At 63.7% G+C, this 19,207-nt stretch carries 19 protein-coding genes; 9 read left to right on the top strand and 10 right to left on the bottom strand.

Going from position 1 to position 19,207, the window contains the following annotated elements; translation table 11 throughout:
- Positions 1-29: 29 nt before the first annotated feature.
- Complete coding sequence (locus HU770_RS17590) at positions 30-848, top strand: alpha/beta hydrolase (protein ID WP_047582060.1); 819 nt, start codon at positions 30-32, stop codon at positions 846-848.
- Positions 849-1,149: 301 nt separating this feature from the next.
- A complete protein-coding gene (locus tag HU770_RS17595; RefSeq protein ID WP_162181163.1) occupies positions 1,150-2,991 on the top strand; it encodes an amidohydrolase in 1,842 nt (613 codons plus the stop codon).
- Positions 2,992-3,098: 107 nt separating this feature from the next.
- Here HU770_RS17595 and HU770_RS17600 read toward each other — a convergent pair whose 3' ends face one another.
- From HU770_RS17600 to HU770_RS17610, 3 genes are all read right to left on the bottom strand, one after another.
- Positions 3,099-4,010, bottom strand: a complete 912-nt coding sequence (locus tag HU770_RS17600; protein ID WP_033702243.1) for a LysR substrate-binding domain-containing protein — start codon at positions 4,008-4,010, stop codon at positions 3,099-3,101.
- Between the two features lie 194 nt (positions 4,011-4,204).
- Positions 4,205-5,992: a monovalent cation:proton antiporter-2 (CPA2) family protein gene (locus tag HU770_RS17605; protein WP_033702242.1), complete on the bottom strand. Its 1,788-nt coding sequence runs from the start codon at positions 5,990-5,992 to the stop codon at positions 4,205-4,207.
- Between the two features lie 158 nt (positions 5,993-6,150).
- Positions 6,151-7,638, bottom strand: coding sequence for a YifB family Mg chelatase-like AAA ATPase (locus HU770_RS17610; protein ID WP_186664646.1), 1,488 nt, complete (start codon positions 7,636-7,638; stop codon positions 6,151-6,153).
- Positions 7,639-7,893: 255 nt separating this feature from the next.
- Between HU770_RS17610 and HU770_RS17615 the strand changes: the two genes are divergently transcribed.
- Entirely contained in the window at positions 7,894-9,921 is a 2,028-nt protein-coding gene (locus HU770_RS17615; RefSeq protein ID WP_186664648.1) for a DUF4034 domain-containing protein, read from the top strand.
- A gap of 3 nt (positions 9,922-9,924) precedes the next feature.
- Here the strand turns inward: HU770_RS17615 and HU770_RS17620 are convergent, their stop codons facing one another.
- Entirely contained in the window at positions 9,925-10,185 is a 261-nt protein-coding gene (locus tag HU770_RS17620) for an accessory factor UbiK family protein (protein ID WP_033702230.1), read from the bottom strand.
- Between the two features lie 384 nt (positions 10,186-10,569).
- On the opposite strand from HU770_RS17620, the gene glnK reads away from it, so the two are divergent.
- From glnK to sutA, 3 genes are all read left to right on the top strand, one after another.
- Entirely contained in the window at positions 10,570-10,908 is a 339-nt protein-coding gene (glnK, locus tag HU770_RS17625; RefSeq protein ID WP_002555808.1) for a P-II family nitrogen regulator, read from the top strand.
- A 47-nt stretch (positions 10,909-10,955) separates the two neighbouring features.
- Positions 10,956-12,287, top strand: coding sequence for an ammonium transporter (locus HU770_RS17630; RefSeq protein WP_186664650.1), 1,332 nt, complete (start codon positions 10,956-10,958; stop codon positions 12,285-12,287).
- Between the two features lie 432 nt (positions 12,288-12,719).
- Positions 12,720-13,046 (top strand): transcriptional regulator SutA, encoded by a 327-nt coding sequence (gene sutA / locus HU770_RS17635; RefSeq protein WP_033702226.1) that lies wholly within the window; start codon positions 12,720-12,722, stop codon positions 13,044-13,046.
- A 226-nt stretch (positions 13,047-13,272) separates the two neighbouring features.
- On the opposite strand, the gene HU770_RS17640 is transcribed toward sutA, so the two are convergent.
- From HU770_RS17640 to HU770_RS17665, 6 genes are read right to left on the bottom strand one after another with little or no spacing between them, the layout of a single operon-like run.
- Positions 13,273-13,968 carry an HAD family hydrolase gene (locus HU770_RS17640; RefSeq protein WP_033702224.1) on the bottom strand — a complete coding sequence of 232 codons (696 nt, stop codon included), beginning with the start codon at positions 13,966-13,968 and terminating at the stop codon, positions 13,273-13,275.
- Positions 13,965-14,864, bottom strand: a complete 900-nt coding sequence (gene xerC, locus HU770_RS17645; RefSeq protein ID WP_033702222.1) for a tyrosine recombinase XerC — start codon at positions 14,862-14,864, stop codon at positions 13,965-13,967. Before xerC ends, HU770_RS17640 begins: the two co-directional genes overlap by 4 nt.
- Positions 14,864-15,574: a DUF484 family protein gene (locus HU770_RS17650; RefSeq protein WP_033702220.1), complete on the bottom strand. Its 711-nt coding sequence runs from the start codon at positions 15,572-15,574 to the stop codon at positions 14,864-14,866. Before HU770_RS17650 ends, xerC begins: the two co-directional genes overlap by 1 nt.
- A gap of 13 nt (positions 15,575-15,587) precedes the next feature.
- Positions 15,588-16,418, bottom strand: a complete 831-nt coding sequence (gene dapF / locus HU770_RS17655) for a diaminopimelate epimerase (RefSeq protein WP_033702218.1) — start codon at positions 16,416-16,418, stop codon at positions 15,588-15,590.
- A 4-nt stretch (positions 16,419-16,422) separates the two neighbouring features.
- Positions 16,423-17,670, bottom strand: a complete 1,248-nt coding sequence (gene lysA, locus HU770_RS17660; protein ID WP_033702216.1) for a diaminopimelate decarboxylase — start codon at positions 17,668-17,670, stop codon at positions 16,423-16,425.
- 9 nt (positions 17,671-17,679) lie between these two features.
- On the bottom strand, positions 17,680-17,895 hold the full coding sequence (locus HU770_RS17665) for a lipoprotein (RefSeq protein ID WP_033702214.1): 216 nt from the start codon (positions 17,893-17,895) through the stop codon (positions 17,680-17,682).
- A 191-nt stretch (positions 17,896-18,086) separates the two neighbouring features.
- Between HU770_RS17665 and cyaY the strand changes: the two genes are divergently transcribed.
- The 3 genes from cyaY (at position 18,087) to rnk (ending at position 19,176) form a co-directional block, all read left to right on the top strand.
- Positions 18,087-18,419: an iron donor protein CyaY gene (gene cyaY / locus HU770_RS17670; protein WP_186657601.1), complete on the top strand. Its 333-nt coding sequence runs from the start codon at positions 18,087-18,089 to the stop codon at positions 18,417-18,419.
- Position 18,420: 1 nt separating this feature from the next.
- On the top strand, positions 18,421-18,633 hold the full coding sequence (locus tag HU770_RS17675; protein WP_095063924.1) for a DUF1289 domain-containing protein: 213 nt from the start codon (positions 18,421-18,423) through the stop codon (positions 18,631-18,633).
- Between the two features lie 132 nt (positions 18,634-18,765).
- Complete coding sequence (gene rnk / locus HU770_RS17680; RefSeq protein ID WP_033702208.1) at positions 18,766-19,176, top strand: nucleoside diphosphate kinase regulator; 411 nt, start codon at positions 18,766-18,768, stop codon at positions 19,174-19,176.
- Positions 19,177-19,207: the final 31 nt, after the last annotated feature.

Raw genomic sequence — 19,207 nt, forward strand, 5'->3', positions numbered from 1 at the left:
CCCAAAAAGGCTTTCAAGGAGATACCGACATGAGCACACTCGTAACCCGCGACGGCACTTCGCTCTATTTCAAGGACTGGGGCAGCGGCAAGCCCGTGCTGTTCAGCCACGGTTGGCCGCTGGATGCCGACATGTGGGACGCGCAGATGGAGTTCCTGGCCAGCCGCGGCTACCGCGCCATCGCTTTCGACCGCCGTGGCTTCGGCCGGTCGAGCCAACCGTGGAACGGTTACGACTACGATACCTTTGCCGATGACATCGCCCAGTTGATCGAGCACCTCGACCTGCGTGAAGTGACCCTGGTGGGCTTCTCCATGGGCGGCGGCGATGTCAGCCGTTATATCGCCCGCCATGGCAACGAGCGAGTTGCCGGGCTAGTGCTGCTGGGCGCGGTGACGCCGGTGTTCGGCAAGCGTGATGACAACCCAGAGGGGGTCGATGCATCGGTGTTCGCAGGTATTCAGGCAGGGCTGCGTGCGGACCGGGCGCAGTTCATCGCTGATTTCGCCACGCCGTTCTATGGCTTGAACCAGGGCCAGCAAGTGTCCCAGGGCGTGCTGACGCAAACCCTGAACATCGCGCTGTTGGCCTCGATCAAGGGCACGCTGGATTGCGTGAGCGCGTTTTCCGAGACCGACTTCCGCCCCGACATGGCCAAGATCGAGGTGCCTACCTTGGTTATCCACGGTGACGCGGACCAGATCGTGCCGTTCGAGACCACCGGCAAGAAGGCTGCCGAGTTGATTCGTGGGGCCGAGTTGAAGGTGTATGAAGGCGCGCCGCATGGCTTTGCCGTGACGCATACGCAGCAGTTGAACGAAGACCTGCTGGCGTTCTTGAACCGGTGAAAATCCAGCGGCCGCCTCGCGCCGAGGCCGGCCGCTGCACAAAAGCTGATCAAGGCTAACCTTCACCCACCCACCGCACATCCATCCAAGCCTTGGCCAGGCACGAACCGGCATGCTCCGCAGTTGCGCTTGCCGCCGCCGCACCCAGACGGAGAAGACCATGTCCCAGGACCCCAACGACAAGAGCCGTCGCCAGTTCCTCGCCACCAGCACCGTGCTCGGTGCTGCTGGCGCGCTCTGGTCCGCATTGCCCTTCGCCGGCTCCGCCGGTTCCGCCCATGCATCCACCCAAGGAGGCTCCATGACCGCCGACCTCATCCTGTTCAACGGCAAACTGCACACCGTTGACCGTGAGAAGCCCACCGCCACCGCCGTTGCCATCAAGGACGGCCGCTTCATTGCCGTCGGCAGTGACGCCGACGCCATGGCCCACAAAAGCGCTGCCACGCAGATCATCGACCTCAAGCAGCGTACCGTTATCCCAGGCCTGAACGACTCCCACCTGCACTTGATCCGTGGTGGCCTGAACTACAACCTGGAGCTGCGTTGGGAAGGCGTACCGTCGGTAGCCGACGCCCTGCGCATGCTCAAAGACCAGGCCGCCCGTACCCCAACCCCGCAGTGGGTGCGTGTGGTCGGTGGCTGGAACGAATTCCAGTTCGCTGAAAAGCGCATGCCGACCCTGGAAGAAATCAACCAGGCCGCGCCCGATACCCCGGTGTTCCTGCTGCACCTGTACGACCGCGCACTGCTCAACCGCGCTGCGCTCAAGGCCGTGGGCTACACCAAGGACACGCCGAACCCGCCAGGTGGCGAGATCCAGCGCAACAAATTCGGCGAGCCGACCGGCATGCTCATTGCCCGCCCTAACGCGATGATCCTCTACGCTACCCTGGCCAAGGGGCCGAAGCTGCCGCTGGAATACCAGGTCAACTCGACCCGCCAGTTCATGCGTGAGCTCAACCGCCTGGGCCTGACCAGCGCCATCGACGCCGGGGGTGGCTACCAGAACTTCCCCGACGACTATTCGGTGATCCAGGAGCTGGCTGACAAAGGCCAGTTGACCGTGCGCATCGCCTACAACCTGTTTACCCAGAAGCCCAAGGAAGAACTCGACGACTTCAAGAAGTGGACGTCGAGCGTGAAGCTGCACAGCGGCACGGACTTCCTGCGCCATAACGGCGCGGGCGAGATGCTGGTGTTCTCCGCCGCCGACTTCGAGGACTTCCTTGAGCCGCGGCCGGACTTGCCGCAAACCATGGAAGAAGAGCTGGAGCCGGTGGTGCGCCACCTGGTCGAGCAGCGCTGGCCGTTCCGCCTGCACGCTACTTACAACGAATCGATCACGCGCATGCTCGATGTGTTCGAAAAGGTTAACCGGGACATTCCGTTCAACGGCCTGCCGTGGTTCTTCGACCATGCCGAAACCATCACCCCGGAAAACATCGAGCGCGTGCGTGCCCTGGGCGGGGGCATCGCCATCCAGGACCGCATGGCCTTCCAGGGTGAATACTTCGTCGACCGCTACGGTGCCAAGGCAGCCGAAAAGACACCGCCGATCCAGCGCATGCTCGACATGGGTGTGCCGGTTGGGGCCGGTACCGACGCAACCCGCGTCTCCAGCTACAACCCGTGGACTTCGCTGTATTGGTTGGTCAGCGGCAAGACCGTTGGCGGCATGGCGCTGTACCCGGAAGGCCTGAGCCGCGACACCGCGCTGCAGTTGTTCACTCAGGGCAGCGCCTGGTTCTCCAGCGAGCAGGGCAAGAAAGGCCAGATCAAGGTGGGCCAGCTGGCCGACCTGGCGGCGTTGTCGCTGGACTTCTTCAGTGTCGATGAAGAGGCGATCAAGGGCATCGAGTCGGTGCTGACCCTCGTCGATGGCAAGGTCGTGTACGGCGCCGGCGAGTTCGACAGGCTCGGCCCGCCGCAGGTGCCAGTACTGCCGGAATGGTCGCCGGTGGCCAAGGTGCCGGGGCACTGGCGGGTGGGTACGCCATCGCTGGCCGCAGCGGTGCACCAGTGCAGCGGCCCGTGTGGGGTGCATGCGCACAGCCATGAAAAGGCGCGGCATTCCAGCGTGCCGGTGAACGACTTCCAAGGGTTCTGGGGGGCGCTGGGTTGTTCGTGCTTCGCGTTCTGAGTTGATGTGAAGAAGGGGCCTGCAGAGGCCCCTTTTTTGTGTGTAGATCTTCAGCACTGCGCTGTAACTGTGGGCGCGGATTCACTCGCGATGAGACCAGCACAGATTCAGGCCATGTCGCTGATGGCGAACTCCTCGGCCAGGTGATCGATCAGCGACCGCACCGACGGCAGCAAGCCGCGCCGCGACGGGAAGATCGCATGCACGATGCCGCAGCGCGGGTGCCAGCCCGGCAACAGCTCCACCAGCCGGCCCTCGGCCAGGTCCTCGCGCACGGCTACCCGGGGCAGGTGCGCAATGCCCACACCGGCCACCACGAAATGGCGCAAGGCAAACAGGTCGTCGGTGACCATGCGCGGTGTGTGCGGGATCACGATGCTGTGGCTTTGGTCTTCCCCTTGGAACAGCTCCCACTGGTACTCACGTTGGGCGCTGCCCCAGTGCACGCTGGGCAGCTGGCCGAGCATCTGCGGGTCGAAGCCCTTGGGCAGTTGCTCCCGGTATTGCGGCTGGCCGACCAGGCACTGGGTACTGTTGCTCAGCACCTTCATCACCATGTCGGTGTTTTCCAGCGGCGGAAAGCGCACGCGCAGCGCCACGTCGAAGCCTTCATGCAGCAGGTCGACGCGGCGGTTGGTACTTTCGATGAACAGCTCTACCTGCGGGTACTTGAGCATGTAGCGCGTCAGCATCGGCCCGACCCAGGAGTTGAGCAAGGTGGTCGGGCAGCTGATGCGCACCAGCCCGCGCGGCTCGCTGCGGTTGCGTTCGATGATCTCCGCCGCGCCCTCGGCCTCCACGCGCATGGCCAGGCAACGGTTGTAGTAAGCCTGGCCGATTTCGGTCAGCGAGCAATGCCGGCTGGTGCGGTGCAGCAGGCGTACGCCAAGACGCTCTTCAAGGTCTGCGATACGCCGGCTGAGCTTGGACTTGGGCATGTCCAGCGCGCGACCTGCCGGGGCGAAACCGCCGTGCTCCACTACCTGGGTGAAGTAGTAGAGGGAGTTGAGGTCTTCCAATGATCGTTCTCCGGGTGGAACGGTAAGGGCAGTTTCGCAGTTTAACGGTTTAATCTGTGGGGCTGGCTTAATGGCTTCTAGGCGCCTGTCGATAGGCGTTCAGGGCCTATGAAATCGAGCGCCGCCCGCGCGGCGCTCGATCTCTATGGCGACAAATCACCTAACGGCGAGCGCTCCAAGCCTCAATCCACAACTCAATCCGCATCCGAATCAAACAACCGCTCCAGTTCCACCCGCGCTTCCTTGGCTGTCTGCATCACCTTGGCCCGGTCATCGCGTACCTGCCCTTGGGCTACCAGCACTTCTTCGTCGTGTTGGGTAAACCGGGCGATGCGATCCGCCGCTTGTTCATCACTCAACCCTAACCCCACCAGCGCACGGCGGGTCATCTCCAAGCTCGAATAGAACGTCTCGCGAATCGGCTCGGCGCCTACATCGATCAGCTTGTGCACATGCTGGCGGTTACGCGCGCGGGCCAGCACTTTCAGGTGCGGGTACAGGCGCTTGACCCGCTCCGCCGTGCGGGTGGTGACTTCCGGGTCGTCGGTGGTGATGACGAAGTACTCGGCCTCGCCCACCTTGGCCGCATGCAACACCTCGGCGCGCAAGGGGTCGCCGTAGAACACTGGAGCCTGCTCGAACATGCGGGTCATCTCGATGGCGTCCACCGAGGTTTCCAGGGCGATGAAGGGGATCTTCTGCGCGCGCAGGATGCGCGAGACGATCTGCCCCATGCGGCCCATGCCGACGATGACCACACGCGGGGCGTCGGTCTGGATCTGCTTGTACTGCTCCGGCACTTCACGCTGCGGCTGCGGGCGCTTGAGGGCGCGGGCGCAGCCGAGCATCAGCAGGGGGGTGAGGGCCATCGACAGGGTGATGGTCATCATCAGCAGGTCGTAGGTCTGGGTGTCGAACAAGCCCTGGTCCTTGCCCAGCTTGAACACCACGAAGGCGAACTCGCCACCCGCCGCCAGCACCATCCCCAGGCGTAGGGCGCTGGCGCTGTTGAGGCCACCCGCCAGCCGGCCGACCACGATCAGCAAGGTCAGCTTGACCGCGATCAGCAGCAGGGTCAGGCCCAACAGCACCAGCGGCATTTCCAGCAGCAGGCTCAGGTTGGCGCCCATGCCGACACTGATGAAGAACAGCCCCAGCAGCAGCCCCTTGAACGGTTCGATCTGCGACTCCAGCTCGTGGCGGTACTCCGAGTCGGCCAGCAACAGGCCGGCGAGGAAGGCGCCCAGGGCCATGGAAATGCCGGCCTCTTCCATCAGCCAGGCGGTACCGATCACCACCAGCAGCGCGGTGGCGGTGGAAACCTCCGGCAGGCCGGTACGGGCGACGATGCGAAACACCGGGCGCAGCAGGTAACGGCCGCCGACGATGACCACGGCGATACTGGCGAATACCTTCAGTGCATGTTCGAGGCTGTCACCGTGGCTGGTATCCGGACCGCTGGCGGCCAGCAGCGGGACCAGGGCGATCAGCGGGATGGCCGCGATGTCCTGAAACAGCAGAATGGCGAACGCGAGGCGACCGTGCGGCGCGTTCAGCTGCTTGCTTTCGGCCAGGCTCTGCAGGCCGAGGGCGGTCGATGACAGCGCCAGGCCCAGGCCCAGTACCAGGGCCGCCGGCAATGACTGGGCAAAGCCAAACAGGGCGATGGCGCCGATCACCGCACCGGTCAGCAACACCTGCGCAGCCCCCACGCCGAACACTGACTTGCGCATCAGCCACAAGCGTTTGGGTGACAGCTCCAGGCCGATGATGAACAGCAGCAGAACAACGCCCAGTTCAGAAATGTGCGCGACGCTCTCGGTATCGCGGATCAGCCCCAGCGCCTGCGGGCCGATGGCCACGCCAGCCAGCAGGTAGCCGATCACCGCGCCCAGTTGCAGGCGCTTGGCCAAGGGGACGGCAAGGACGGCGGCGAAGAGGAAGATCACCGCGGTTTGCAGAAGGCTGCCTTCGTGTGGCATTGGCTCGAACTCCATGAGCTGCCGGGGCAGCGTTAGAACAGTGTGGCGGACAATTCTGGAGGTGGAGGGGGTGTTAGACAATCTGCTGACGGCAGGAAAGATTGTCCCGAAAAAAGTGACAGTCAGTGGTGGCCTTCTTGCGGGCAAGCCTGCCCCTGTCAGCTCCCAGGCCGATACTGCAACGCCTCGCCCAGATGCCCCCGGGCAATCGACGCCACGCCCTCCAGGTCCGCCAGCGTGCGCGCCACTTTCAGCAGCCGATGGGCAGCGCGCAACGACAAGTTCAATCGCTCGCAGGCAGTCTCCAGCCAAGCCTGGTCGGCCGCCTCCAGCAGGCAATGGCTGCGCAAACCGTTGAGGTCGAGAAACGCATTGGCGCACCCTTGCCGACGTTGCTGCAGGTCGCGCGCCTCGGCCACCCGCTCGGCGACCGCAGCGCTGGTGTCACCGCTGGGTTGGTTGTTCAGCGTGGTGGTTTCGCGCGCCACGGTCAGGTGCAGGTCAATACGGTCCAGCAGCGGCCCCGACAGCTTGTTGCGATAACGCTGGACCTGGTCGGTGCTGCAGCGGCAGCGGCCGCTCGGGTCGCCGAGGTAGCCGCAAGGGCAGGGGTTCATCGCCGCCACCAGCTGAAAACGCGCCGGGAAGCGCACTTTGTCCCGCGCCCTGGCAATCACGATCTCGCCGGACTCGAGCGGTTCGCGCAGTACCTCCAGCACGCGCCGCTCGAATTCCGGCAACTCATCGAGAAACAGCACACCATGATGAGCCAAGGTGATTTCGCCCGGCTGTGGCCGGCTGCTGCCGCCCACCAGTGCAGGGCCTGAGGCCGAGTGGTGCGGGTGGCGGAAAGGGCGCTGTGGCCAGCTGTTCAGCGGCGCATGGCCGCTGACCGACTGAATGGCTGCCACCTCCAGCGCTTCGCGCTCGTCCAGCGGCGGCAACAGCCCTGGCAAGCGGCTGGCGAGCAAGGTCTTGCCAGTGCCGGGCGGGCCGGTGAACAACAGGTTGTGCGCCCCGGCTGCGGCCAGCAACAAGGCACGCTTGGCCGCCACCTGGCCCTGTACCTCGCTGAGGTCGGGGTAGGGCCGGCTGTTCAATATCAAGCCATTGGCGGCATAGGGCGCTAACGGTACCTGGCCGTTCAGGTGGGCGACCAGTTCCAGCAGGTGCCCGATGGCATACACCACCAGCCCACCTGCAAGGCTGGCTTCTTCGGCGTTTTCGCGTGGTACCACCAATGCCCGACCCGCATCCCTTGCCGCCAGCGCCGCCGGCAACACGCCCTGCACAGGGCGCAGTTGCCCGGACAGCGCCAGCTCGCCCAGGCACTCGATGTCGCAGAGGGTGGCCACCGGGACCTGGCCACTGGCGGCCAGAATGCCCAGGGCAATGGCCAGGTCATAGCGCCCGCCATCCTTGGGCAGGTCGGCGGGCGCCAGGTTCTGGGTGATGCGCCTTGCCGGGTAGTCCAGGCCTGAGTTGACGATGGCACTGCGTACCCGGTCTTTGCTTTCCTTGACCGTGGTTTCGGGCAGGCCGACCAGGGTGAGGTGGGGGAGCCCGTTGGCCAGGTGGGTTTCGACGCTGACCGCCGGTGCCTGCACGCCTACCTGGGCGCGGCTGTGGACGAGGGCAAGTGACATGGACGCTCCGTTGTCGCTGAAAAGGGCCGCTTCCGGCGGCTTGGGCAAGGTTAGCGGGGGGAGTGGCAATCAGCGCAAGAAGTGTGCGTCCTGGTTTTTCAGGTCAGGGATTTCCCCTGGTTTTTCATACAATCTGACAAAAATGGATCCAATAACTTTGCGCAGATCCAGGGTATGGCTTAGTGTTGAAAGGCTACTGCGCTTGCCATGGGATGGCAGCGCCGCTTCCCACAAATGGACTTGAGGTATTGCTCCGTGCAAACGCTCACTCGCACTCGCCAGGCAATCCGAGAATTGGTGCAGGCCAGTGCATTCGTTGAACTCAACCGCTACTTCGACATCCTCGAAGTGCGCTGGCGACAGTCGCCACCCGGCGAGTTTCCTGCCTACCTGGAGGCCGTCGAAGGGCACATGCTGGTCGATTGGGACTGCCAGGGCGACAAGGCCCTGACGCAGGTTCTAAAGGCCTGGATCGACGCCTGCCCCAAGGCCTACCACCCTCAGGTGGTGATGGGCTTGCATTGCTTCAGCCGCGCCTGCGATATCCACGACAGTGCCAATGCCGAGCCCCTCAGTGCCGAGCAGCAGTTGGCGGCCGAGCAGGTTTGCGAGCTCGGCGCCGCGCACCTGTTGCGTGCCATGGGGCGCTCGGCGCAGCCGGTGGCGGCGGCCATCGGCATGCTGCGGCTCAGCGCGCAGTTTGCCGAGCCAGGTTGGTTGTGCGAACTGTTCGACGGCCAGCCGGCACGCTTCAGCCCGAGCGCTCACGCGGATGTGGAGGTGCAGGAGGCTGCGGCGCCGCTGCTGGTGAAGTACGGCCTGCTACCCCTGGCCCAAGTGCCACAGACCTTGCCGGCGTGCCTGGGCAAACGTGCCGTGCATGGGCGAGAAGCCGCGCAGCACTATTGGCTGCAGCATGCGCTGGGTGCTTTCCCCGGCTGTTTTGAAGCGATTCAGGCGCATGCCGTCTACCTGCTGCCCCGTTGGGGCGGCAGTTACGCGGCAATCGACGAATTGGCTGGTGGCACGCTGTGTGAAGGATGGCGAGAGGAGCAGCGCAATGCGCTGCGCTGGCTGGCTATCGAGGACCAGCTCGAACTGCCGCATGCCGGCCAGGTGCAGTCGATCGCTGCCTGGCAGCAGGTGTTCAAGGGGTGGTCGCTGCGTGCGCTCAGGCCTAGGGAGCGCGCTACCTTGCTGGCATGGCGTGGTGCCTTGCGTGGTTGTGCCCTGCAGGACTACACGGGCGCGCTGCGCGATTTTGCTGGCTGTGTAGACCTTTACCCTGACCTGGGCTTTGTCCCGGGTATCGGCCAGCCCTTTCGTAGTTTTGTCTGCCTCATGCTGTTCCACGGCATGGACGATGACCAGCAGGCATTTCGTAGCGCGATCGAGCGGCTGTGCGAGAGCGGTTCGCACCCGGCTGCCTGTGCGCTGCGGGCGGTGGGGCATGCGTTTGGGCGCTGGGGGTTTGCATGTTCGCCTGAGCAGGCACGTATGTGGTCGCAGCGTGCGGTGAAGCGGCAACTTGGCCGCCAGCGGCCGGATTTCGATGTGCTCGAAGTGCCACGTCTGCTCTGGTCTGCCAACCAGCAAGAGGCCGCTTATTTCCTTTATGAACGCTGTGCCGATCTGAGCCTGCCAGAGGCTGCGCTGAGCCTTCATCACCTGCATCGCGGTGCACTGGCCAACACCCCTGGGCACTACCTGGACGCGGATGCGGCCGAATACTGGCTGCTGCGCGCGGTGCAGGCTGGCTGCAAGGTGGCCAAATACACCTTGGCATGCCAGCGTATGCAAAGTGCCGAAGCCTTGAGCGACCGAAGTGCCATGCTGGCAGTGAGGCGGCTATTGAACGATGCGTTGGGCAGTGCGCAGACCGCTGCCGGTGCGCGCCTGCAACTGGGTATTCTGCTGCGGCAGTTTGGCGAGCCGCAGGAGCAGGCCGAGGCCGTCGACTACTTGCTTGGCCTGGTCGAGCACCCGGACGATTGGATTGCCGCCCGTGCCAGCGCAGAGCTGGGGCTGGCCTGGATGCAGGGGCATGGCACACGCAAGCAAAGCCGCTTCGCGGCCATCGAGTGGATCAACCGCGCAGTGGCGTTGCAGCCGGCGGACAACGACATCGAGCATATCCAGGCCGAGATACTCAACTCGCACAACCGGGTGAAAACGCTGTTCACCTTGTGCGGTGCCGCTTTGTTTCGGGGGACGCTGCATGCCAGCGAGTTGCCGCCTAAATCGGGCAACCCGGGCGAAGGGCGATTGCAGGCATCGGCCTGAACCTTATGCCTGAGGTGGCGCCATCCGTGCTTCCAGCTCGGCGACCTGTTTCTCCAGGGCTTCCAGGCGAGCGCGGGTGCGGGCGAGGACGACCATCTGGCTGTCGAATTCTTCGCGGCTGACCAGGTCCAGCTTGCTGAAGGCGCCCTGCATCAGCACCTTGAACTGGCTTTCGAGTTCGGCGCGAGGCTGGGCGGTATCGCTGCTGAAAAGGCGCGAGGCCTGGTCGCTCAGGGCGTCGAGGAGGGCTTTGGGCGCGAGCATGTTCGGCTGTCCACTGAATCTGAAAAATGACCCGCAGTGTAGCACGCAGCAAAACACTGTTTTGAGGGCAGGAGCGGGTGAGCCTTGCACATTTTTCGAGCAAGACGCCAACGGGTAGCGCACCGAAATCGTGCATCTTTTTGATGCTGGCGACTGGCCAACGCCGACGCTTTCAAGCAACTCACTGTTTTCTGGCGGTTTAGTGGAACTGGCAAGGTTTCTGCAAAGACCTGTACGAGCCATGCACTGATGCAGTTCCTTGTGACCAGGCAGTGCGCACGCGGAGCCGGATGCCGACGACGCGTTACAAAGCCAACCGCTGCGCTTAGACTTGAGACGGGTTTGTTTTCCTGGGGCAAGTCCACCAAATCGGGAGAGAGTTTCATGAAGCTAGTCACAGCCATCATCAAGCCGTTCAAGCTGGACGACGTGCGCGAGTCGCTGTCGGAAATCGGCGTGCAGGGCATCACCGTCACTGAAGTCAAAGGCTTCGGTCGGCAGAAGGGCCACACCGAGTTGTATCGCGGTGCTGAATATGTGGTCGACTTCCTGCCCAAGGTGAAGATCGACGTCGCCATCGACGACAAGGACCTTGATCGGGTGATCGAAGCCATCACCAAGGCTGCCAACACCGGCAAGATCGGTGACGGCAAGATCTTTGTGGTGAATCTGGAGCAGGCGATCCGCATCCGTACCGGCGAAACCGATACCGACGCGATCTAAGTAACAAAAAAAGCCTCACCAAACCCAACGCCCCAGGAGAAAACAACATGACTCTGCGTAAGATCGCAGGGCTAGGAGCCCTATTGTCCCTCGTAATGCCCGGGCTTGCCCTGGCAGAGGAAGCTTCCCCAGCGCTGAACTCCGGCGACACTGCCTGGATGTTGACCGCAACGGCGCTGGTGCTGTTCATGACCATCCCGGGCCTGGCCCTGTTCTATGGCGGTATGGTGCGTTCCAAGAACGTGCTCTCGGTGATGATGCAGTGCTTCGCGATCACCGGTCTGATGAGCATTCTCTGGGTCGTCTACGGCTACAGCATGGCCTTCGATACCACGGGTATGGAAAAGGGCGTGCTCAACTTCAATTCCTTCGTCGGTGGCTTCTCCAAGGCGTTTCTCAGCGGTGTCACCCCCGACAGCCTCACTTCGGCCACCGCGCTGTTCCCTGAGGCGGTGTTCATCACCTTCCAGATGACCTTCGCCATCATTACCCCGGCGCTGATCGTCGGTGCCTTCGCCGAGCGCATGAAGTTCTCCGCGATGCTGGTGTTCATGGGCATCTGGTTCACCCTGGTGTATGCGCCGATCGCGCACATGGTCTGGAGCGGTGATGGCGCGCTGATGTGGGACTGGGGCGTGCTGGACTTCGCTGGCGGCACCGTGGTGCACATCAACGCCGGTATCGCGGGCCTGGTGTGCTGCCTGGTACTGGGCAAGCGCAAGGGCTACCCGACCACGCCGATGGCCCCGCACAACCTGGGCTACACCCTGATGGGCGCGGCAATGCTGTGGATCGGTTGGTTCGGCTTCAACGCCGGTTCCGCCGCCGCTGCCAACGGCACTGCCGGCATGGCCATGCTGGTGACCCAGATCGCCACCGCTGCTGCGGCGCTGGGCTGGATGTTCGCCGAGTGGATCGGCCACGGCAAACCGAGTGCCCTGGGCATCGCCTCGGGTGTGGTCGCCGGCCTGGTCGCCATCACCCCGGCTGCCGGTACCGTGGGCCCGATGGGCGCCCTGGTGATTGGCCTGGCGTCTGGCGTGATCTGCTACTTCTGCGCCACCACCCTCAAGCGCAAGCTGGGCTATGACGACTCGCTGGACGCCTTCGGCGTGCACGGCATCGGCGGTATCGTCGGCGCCATCCTGACCGGTGTGTTCGCAGCTCCAGCCCTGGGCGGTTTCGGCGCTGTGACCGATATCGGCATGCAGGTCTGGATCCAGGCCAAGGGCGTGATTTTCACCGTGGTCTACACCGCCATCGTTACCTACGTGATTCTCAAGGTACTGGACGTGGTGATGGGGCTGCGGGTCAACGAAGAAGAAGAGTCGGTCGGCCTCGACCTGGCTCAGCACAACGAACGCGGCTACAACCTGTAACTGCGACGCTGGAAAATCTTGCCCGGTTCGCCGGGCATTTTTTCGCCTGATTTTTGCCTTTTCCCGCACAGCAAACGGTTTATCCGCCACGTTCGCGACGCAGGCGGAAAACTTACAAGATGATGGGCGTTTATGGCGCTTTGCTTTTTCTACGGGCGCGCTAGAATGCGCGCCGAAGGGTGTTGGACAAGCAGTCCGCAGGCGCCCCCAGCCTTTGCTAGGCTTGCCATTAGCGCGTGGCCAGCAGATGGCTCAAGGATTTCGTCAGGCCCTGCCAGGAGCAGGGCCTGCAGGGTACAAACCCTCCCATCAGGAGGTGCATGCCCAAGGCAGTGGCCAACCCACGGCCAGTTGAATTTTCACTGGTGGCTGCCGGTCTACGGCTGCACTGGTCTATAACTAACCTGCTTTTCGCAAGTCATGAGGTAGAACATGAGCGACGATGATCTGGAAAACGACGACCTCGAAGTAGGCGATGATGATGAGGCTGATGAGGGTCTGGAAGCTGCGGCTGATGACGTAGCGGAAGACTCCGGCGAAGACGATAGCCCCGCGCCCACTGCCAAAGGCAAGTCCAAGGCCGCTGTCTCGGTAGACGAGATGCCGAGCTTGGAAGCCAAGCAGAAGGAGCGTGATGCCCTGGCCAAAGCGATGGAAGAATTCCTTTCGCGCGGTGGCAAGGTGCAGGAAGTGGAGGCCAACGTGGTCGCCGATCCGCCCAAGAAGCCGGACAACAAATACGGCAGCCGCCCTATCTGAGTGGTTGCATGCAAAAAAGCCCGCCGTCGCTGCGGGCTTTTTTGTGCGCCATGAATGCGGTCTTATAGGAGCGGCCTTGCCGGGGCGCCGGACCGGTCGGAACGGGTCGCGGAGCGGCCCCCAGGTTCTGTGGCGCAGCAAAAATCGCCGGGGCCGCTACGCAGCCCTTTCGCGACGCAAGGCCGCTCCTACGCAGGTCTGTGCGGCGTTGGGAAGGTATCGGCTGTCAGCGCCAGCGTGCTATCACTTCAGGCAGTTGCGAGAGGCGCTGAATCTCTGCATCCGGCGCCCGCTCTCCGGCCCAGGGCTTGCCTTGCGGGTTGAACCACACGGCACGCAACCCGGCACGCTGGGCGCCGGCGATGTCGTCGCCAGGGTGGTCACCCACATGCACCGCCGCGCCGGCCTCGACCTCGCCACGTTTCAGCGCCTCGAGGAACGGCGCCGGGTCCGGCTTGCCGATCCCTAGGTCCTCGGCGCACAGGGCGAAGCGGAAGTAGTCCGCCAGGCCCAGGCGGCTCACATCGGCATTGCCGTTGGTGACCACGCCCAGGGTGTATTGATGGCGCAGGATTTCCAGCACAGGCTGCACCTCAGGGAAAATTTCCACCTGATGCCGGGCATGCAGGAACACTTCAAAGCCTTCGTTGGCAAGCGCCTGGGCGTGCTTTTCGCTGTAACCGACCTCTTCCAAGGCATGGCATAGCACCCGCCTACGCAAGGCGCTGATACGGTGCTTGAGGCCCGGTTCGGCCTGCACCAGGCGCTCGCGGAGGGTGAACAGGTGCTCGACCGGTACGCCGCCCAGGATCGGTGCGTTGGCTTCGAGCCAGTCGCGCAGGACGACTTCAGCGCTGGCAATGACCGGCGCGGTGTCCCACAAGGTGTCATCGAGGTCGAAGGTGATCAGCTTGATGCTCATGAGTCTGTGCCTTTGCTGCGTTTGGCCCGAGGGTGGGCGCTGTCGTACACCGCGGCCAGGTGCTGGAAGTCCAGGTGGGTGTAGATCTGCGTGGTGCTGATGTCGGCATGGCCGAGCATCTCCTGCACCGCTCGCAGGTCCTGGGACGATTCCAGCACATGGCTGGCGAAGGAATGGCGAAGCATGTGCGGGTGCAGGTGCTGGCCCAGCTCGCGCTCGCCGGCCGCCTTCACACGCATCTGGATGGCCCGCGGGCTCAGGCGATTGCCCTGGCGGGTAATGAACACGGCGCTGTCGCGCGGGCCGCCGATGCCGCGCAGGCGCAACCAGGCCTGCAGCGCCTCGCGTGCCTTGCGCCCGACCGGCAGCACGCGTGCCTTGCCGCCCTTGCCAAGCACCTGCACCAGCCCGGCGGCGAGGTCGAGGTATTCGAGGTCCAGGCCGGTCAGCTCGGACAGGCGCAGGCCTGATGAATAGAACAGTTCGAGGATGGCCTGGTCGCGCCGGGCAATGAAGTCGTCGTCGACACCGCCGTCGAGCAGTTGCAGGGCACGGTCGGTATCCAGCGTCTTGGGCAGGCGCCGTTCGCCTTTGGGCGCAGACAGGCCGTTGGCCGGGTCGTGCTGGCACAGCCCTTCACGGTTCAGGTAACGGTACAGCCCGCGTACCGCTGAAAGCAGGCGCGCCAGGCTGCGCGAGGACTGCCCCTGATGGTGCTGACGGGCGATCAGTTGGCGCAATTGCTGGATTTGCAACGCTTGCCAGCCGGCAATGCCGTGTTCGTTGCAATACGCGACGACCTTGTCGAGGTCGCGGCGATAGGCCAGCAGGGTGTGTTCGGACACCTGGCGCTCATTGCGCAGGTGTGCGCAATAAGCTTCCAGCTGGCGGTCCATCAGCGCACCTGGCGCAGGGTCTGGGTCACGCGTGGGACGACGCGGCCGAGCACTTCGGCAATGTAGCCGAGGAACAGCGTGCCGACGCTGCTCTTGTAGTGCTGCGGGTCGCGGCTGCCGATTGCCAGTACACCGTGCAGCCCTTGATATTCGAGTGCTGCAACAGCACTGGAGCCGACCTCGCGTCGCTCTTCTTCACCAAACAGGAAGGCCAGTTCGTGTTCGCGCAGGTTGCCGCTGACGGTCTTGCCGCCCCCCAGCAGGCCACCGATGGCCTGGTGTGCCTCGGCATTGCTGACCCAGCGGCCGACCGGTGCGACGTTATCGCCGAACAAGATCAGGCTGACGAAGGGCACCTGAAACTCCTGGCGCAGGCTGTCTTCGACCGCCATCACCACTTCTTCCAGGCTGCCGGCATCGAGCAGGTCGAGGATCAGCCGGCGGGTCTTGTCGAACAGCCGGTCGTTGTCACGCGCCACGTCCATCAGTTGCGACAGGCGATGGCGCATCTCGATGTTGCGATCGCGCAGCAGCTTGAGCTGACGCTCCACCAGCGACACGCTGTCGCCGCGCTGGTGGGGGATGCGCTGCTCGACCAGCAACTCGTCGTGTTCGGCGAAGAAGGTCGGGTGGGCACGCAGGTACGCGACCACCGCCTCGGCATCGAGGTCACTGGATTGCTGGGGTACAACCTTGGGCTGATCGGTCATGGCGGTTACTCACTTAGAGACGAACCTGTCCTTCGTAGACGCGTACGGCCGGGCCGGTCATCAGCACGGGCTTGCCGGGGCCGGCCCATTCGATGTGCAGGCGGCCACCCGGCAGGTCAAGGCTTACCGGTGAGTCCATCCAGCCCTGGCTGATAGCCGCCACGGCCGCGGCGCAGGCGCCGGTGCCGCAGGCCTGGGTTTCGCCCGCGCCGCGTTCCCAGACCCGCAGGTTGGCACGGTGACGGTCGATGACCTGGATGAAGCCAGCGTTGACCCGCTGCGGGAAGCGCGGATGGTTTTCGATCTTCGGGCCCAGTGCGTGCACGGGCGCAGTATGTACGTCATCGACACGCAGCACGGCATGTGGGTTGCCCATGGACACTGCGGCGATCGAATAGACCTCGCCGTCGACTTCCAGTGGGTAACTCAATGCCTGCTCGTCGGCGACGAAGGGGATTTCGGCCGGCACCAGGCGCGGAGGGCCCATGTCGACACTCACCTGGCCGTCGTTCTGCACGTCCAGCTCGATGATGCCGCTTTTGGTTTCCACGCGGATGCGTTTTTTCGCGGTCAGGCGTTTGTCCAGCACGAAGCGGGCGAAGCAGCGCGCGCCGTTGCCGCACTGCTCGACCTCGGAGCCGTCGGCGTTGAAAATCCGGTAGCGGAAGTCCACTTCCGGATTGTTCGGCGCCTCGACGATCAGCAACTGGTCGAAACCGATGCCGGTATGGCGGTCGCCCCATTGCTTGGCATGCTTGGGCTGGATATGTGCGTGCTGGCTGACCAGGTCGAGGACCATGAAGTCATTGCCCAGCCCATGCATCTTGGTGAAACGCAGCAGCATGGGCTCACTCCGGCAGCAGGCTTTCGCCAGCATACAGTTCGGCGATGGTCTCGCGGCGGCGCACTTCGAATGCCTGGTCGCCGTCGACCAGGATTTCGGCGCAGCGGCCACGGGTGTTGTAGTTCGAGCTCATGACAAAACCATAGGCGCCAGCAGACTGCACGGCCAGCAGATCGCCTTCTGCCAGGTTCAGCTCGCGGTCCTTGGCGATGAAGTCGCCGGTTTCGCAGATCGGCCCGACCAGGTCATAGGCGCGGCCCTGGCCTTCGCGTGGGGTAACCGCGCTGACGCCCATCCAGGCCTGGTACAGGGCCGGGCGGATCAGGTCGTTCATCGCCGCATCGATAATGGCGAAGTCCTTGTGTTCGGTGTGCTTGAGGTACTCGACACGGGTCAGCAGGACACCGGCGTTGGCCACGATGTAGCGGCCTGGCTCGAATACCAGGGCCAGGTCGCGGTCGCCGACGCGCTCGCGGATGGCCTTGATGTAGTCGGCCACCAAAGGCGGCTCTTCATCGCGGTAGCGCACGCCCACGCCGCCACCCAGGTCCAGGTGGCGCAGGTGGATGCCGCAGTCGGCGAGGCGGTCGACCAGGTCCAGCAGGCGGTCGAGGGCATCGAGGAACGGTTCGACGGTGGTCAACTGCGAGCCGATGTGGCAGTCGACACCGACCACGTCCAGGTTCGGCAGCTGCGCGGCGCGCACGTAGATGGCTTCGGCGTCAGCGATGGCGATGCCGAACTTGTTTTCTTTGAGGCCGGTGGAGATGTACGGGTGGGTACCGGCATCGACGTCCGGGTTGACCCGCAGCGAGACCGGGGCGACTTTGCCCATCTCGGCAGCCACCACCTGCAGGCGCTCAAGCTCGTCGGTGGACTCGACGTTGAAGCAGTGCACGCCGACTTCGAGGGCGCGGCGCATGTCTTCGCGGGTTTTGCCGACACCCGAGAACACCACGCGATCCGCGCGCCCGCCAGCGGCCAGTACGCGCTCCAGTTCACCGCCGGAGACGATGTCGAAGCCTGCGCCCAGGCGCGCCAGGACGTTCAGCACGCCCAAGTTGGAGTTGGCCTTGACGGCAAAGCAGACCAGGCTGGAAATGCCGTCCAGCGCGTCGGCATAGCTGCGGTACTGGGCCTCGATGTGGGCGCGCGAGTACACGTAGGTGGGGGTGCCGAAGCGTTCGGCGATGGCCGACAGGGCCACGCCTTCCGCGAACAGTTCACCGTCGCGGTAGTTGAAAGCGTTCATCTGATTTCCTTACTGCGCTGGCGACTGCTCGGGCTCGGATTGCAGCTCGGGCTGCTGTTCTTGCGTCTGGGCCGGCTTGGCTTTGGGCTGGTGCTGGTGCGATTTGCGGGTGTCCTTGCCGTCCTTGCCGTCTTCCGGCAGGTACAGGGGGCCTTTCTGGCCACAGGCAGAAACGAGGCAGGCAACAGCGACCAGCGCCGCGAGGGAGGAAATCAGGCGCTTCATTGGGTGAAATCCTTTGAAATATGCAGTATTGCGCCCGAGTATACCGAGCGACCGGCGGATTGCCTATGCAAGGGCCGGTCCGCCGGGCGGGCTATTCTTGCTGCCTTCAATGGCTAATCTTTGCATTCAGCGCCAAGCGCCCGTATCTTGCCCGGCTTGCCTGTCACGCAGCCAATTTCGAGGTTCCTGCAATGAGTTTGAGCGAAGCGCGTTTCCATGATCTGGTCGACGCGACCCAACAGGCGCTGGAAGACCTGTTCGACGACAGCGACTTGGACCTGGACATGGAAAACTCCGCCGGCGTCCTGACCATCAAGTTCGACAACGGCAGCCAGCTGATCTTCAGCCGTCAGGAGCCGCTGCGCCAGTTGTGGCTGGCTGCCAAGTCCGGTGGTTTCCACTTCGACTACGATGAAGAGAGCAAGAAGTGGACCTGCGAGAAGACCGACGAGCTGCTCGGCGAGATGCTTGTACGCCTCGTCGGGGAGTGCGCCGGCGTTGAGCTGGACTTCGACGAGATCTGAGATGAGTGAGCAGCCGCGGCCGCCCAAGCCGCTTTACAGCAATGTCAGCACCGCCGTGAAATCGCCGTGCATCAGTGTCTGCCGCCTTGACGAGCAGCGCGTCTGCACCGGCTGTCATCGCCATGTGGAGCACATCCGCGAATGGCGCTCTGCAGATGACCAGCGGCGCCGGCAGATCTGCCAGGAAGCCGAGGCCTTGCGCGCGCGGGCTTGAGTATTTGTCCGGCTGTGGTAGTGTCGGGTTATGCGTCGGTGACGCCAAAGCATTCACAAACCCCGCCCTTGGGCGGGGTTTTGCTTTATTTGCCCACAGAAAACCGCCTGTTCAATGGAGTCTGACTGGATCATGAGCACCAAGCCTTCCCTCACCCTCACCCGATTGGACGTACAACGTCTGGAGCGTCTGATCGACAGCCTCGACGAAAGTACGCCGGGTGTGCTCGCCCTGCAGGACGAGCTGGACCGCGCTGAGAAGGTTGTCGGTCATGAGGAAGTACCGGCCGGCGTGGTGACCATGAACTCGCGCGTGCACTGCCGTGAAGAGGCCAGTGGCAAGGATTACCACCTGACCCTGGTGTATCCAAAGGATGCCGGCGGCGAAGGCAAGGTCTCGATCCTGGCGCCAATTGGTTGCGCATTGCTGGGCCTGACGGTGGGCGAGCAGATCGACTGGCCGGCGCCCGGCGGCAAGACGCTGAAATTGAAGCTGGTGGCGGTTGAGTACCAGCCGGAAGCGGCGGGTGATTTCGACCTGTGAGCCTTTGGGGGCGCAAAGCGCCCCCTACTAT

This window comes from Pseudomonas sp. SWRI68, assembly GCF_014269165.1.
GTDB classification, from domain to species: Bacteria; Pseudomonadota; Gammaproteobacteria; order Pseudomonadales; family Pseudomonadaceae; genus Aquipseudomonas; species Aquipseudomonas capeferrum.

Coding starts and splice junctions, on each gene's coding strand:
- HU770_RS17590 (WP_047582060.1), top strand. CDS start 30: ATGAGCACACTCGTAACCCGCGACGGCACTTCGCTCTATTTCAAGGAC.
- HU770_RS17595 (WP_162181163.1), top strand. CDS start 1,150: ATGACCGCCGACCTCATCCTGTTCAACGGCAAACTGCACACCGTTGAC.
- HU770_RS17605 (WP_033702242.1), bottom strand. CDS start 5,992: ATGCCACACGAAGGCAGCCTTCTGCAAACCGCGGTGATCTTCCTCTTC.
- HU770_RS17610 (WP_186664646.1), bottom strand. CDS start 7,638: ATGTCACTTGCCCTCGTCCACAGCCGCGCCCAGGTAGGCGTGCAGGCA.
- HU770_RS17620 (WP_033702230.1), bottom strand. CDS start 10,185: ATGCTCGCGCCCAAAGCCCTCCTCGACGCCCTGAGCGACCAGGCCTCG.
- glnK (WP_002555808.1), top strand. CDS start 10,570: ATGAAGCTAGTCACAGCCATCATCAAGCCGTTCAAGCTGGACGACGTG.
- HU770_RS17630 (WP_186664650.1), top strand. CDS start 10,956: ATGACTCTGCGTAAGATCGCAGGGCTAGGAGCCCTATTGTCCCTCGTA.
- sutA (WP_033702226.1), top strand. CDS start 12,720: ATGAGCGACGATGATCTGGAAAACGACGACCTCGAAGTAGGCGATGAT.
- HU770_RS17640 (WP_033702224.1), bottom strand. CDS start 13,968: ATGAGCATCAAGCTGATCACCTTCGACCTCGATGACACCTTGTGGGAC.
- xerC (WP_033702222.1), bottom strand. CDS start 14,864: ATGGACCGCCAGCTGGAAGCTTATTGCGCACACCTGCGCAATGAGCGC.
- HU770_RS17650 (WP_033702220.1), bottom strand. CDS start 15,574: ATGACCGATCAGCCCAAGGTTGTACCCCAGCAATCCAGTGACCTCGAT.
- dapF (WP_033702218.1), bottom strand. CDS start 16,418: ATGCTGCTGCGTTTCACCAAGATGCATGGGCTGGGCAATGACTTCATG.
- lysA (WP_033702216.1), bottom strand. CDS start 17,670: ATGAACGCTTTCAACTACCGCGACGGTGAACTGTTCGCGGAAGGCGTG.
- HU770_RS17665 (WP_033702214.1), bottom strand. CDS start 17,895: ATGAAGCGCCTGATTTCCTCCCTCGCGGCGCTGGTCGCTGTTGCCTGC.
- cyaY (WP_186657601.1), top strand. CDS start 18,087: ATGAGTTTGAGCGAAGCGCGTTTCCATGATCTGGTCGACGCGACCCAA.
- HU770_RS17675 (WP_095063924.1), top strand. CDS start 18,421: ATGAGTGAGCAGCCGCGGCCGCCCAAGCCGCTTTACAGCAATGTCAGC.
- rnk (WP_033702208.1), top strand. CDS start 18,766: ATGAGCACCAAGCCTTCCCTCACCCTCACCCGATTGGACGTACAACGT.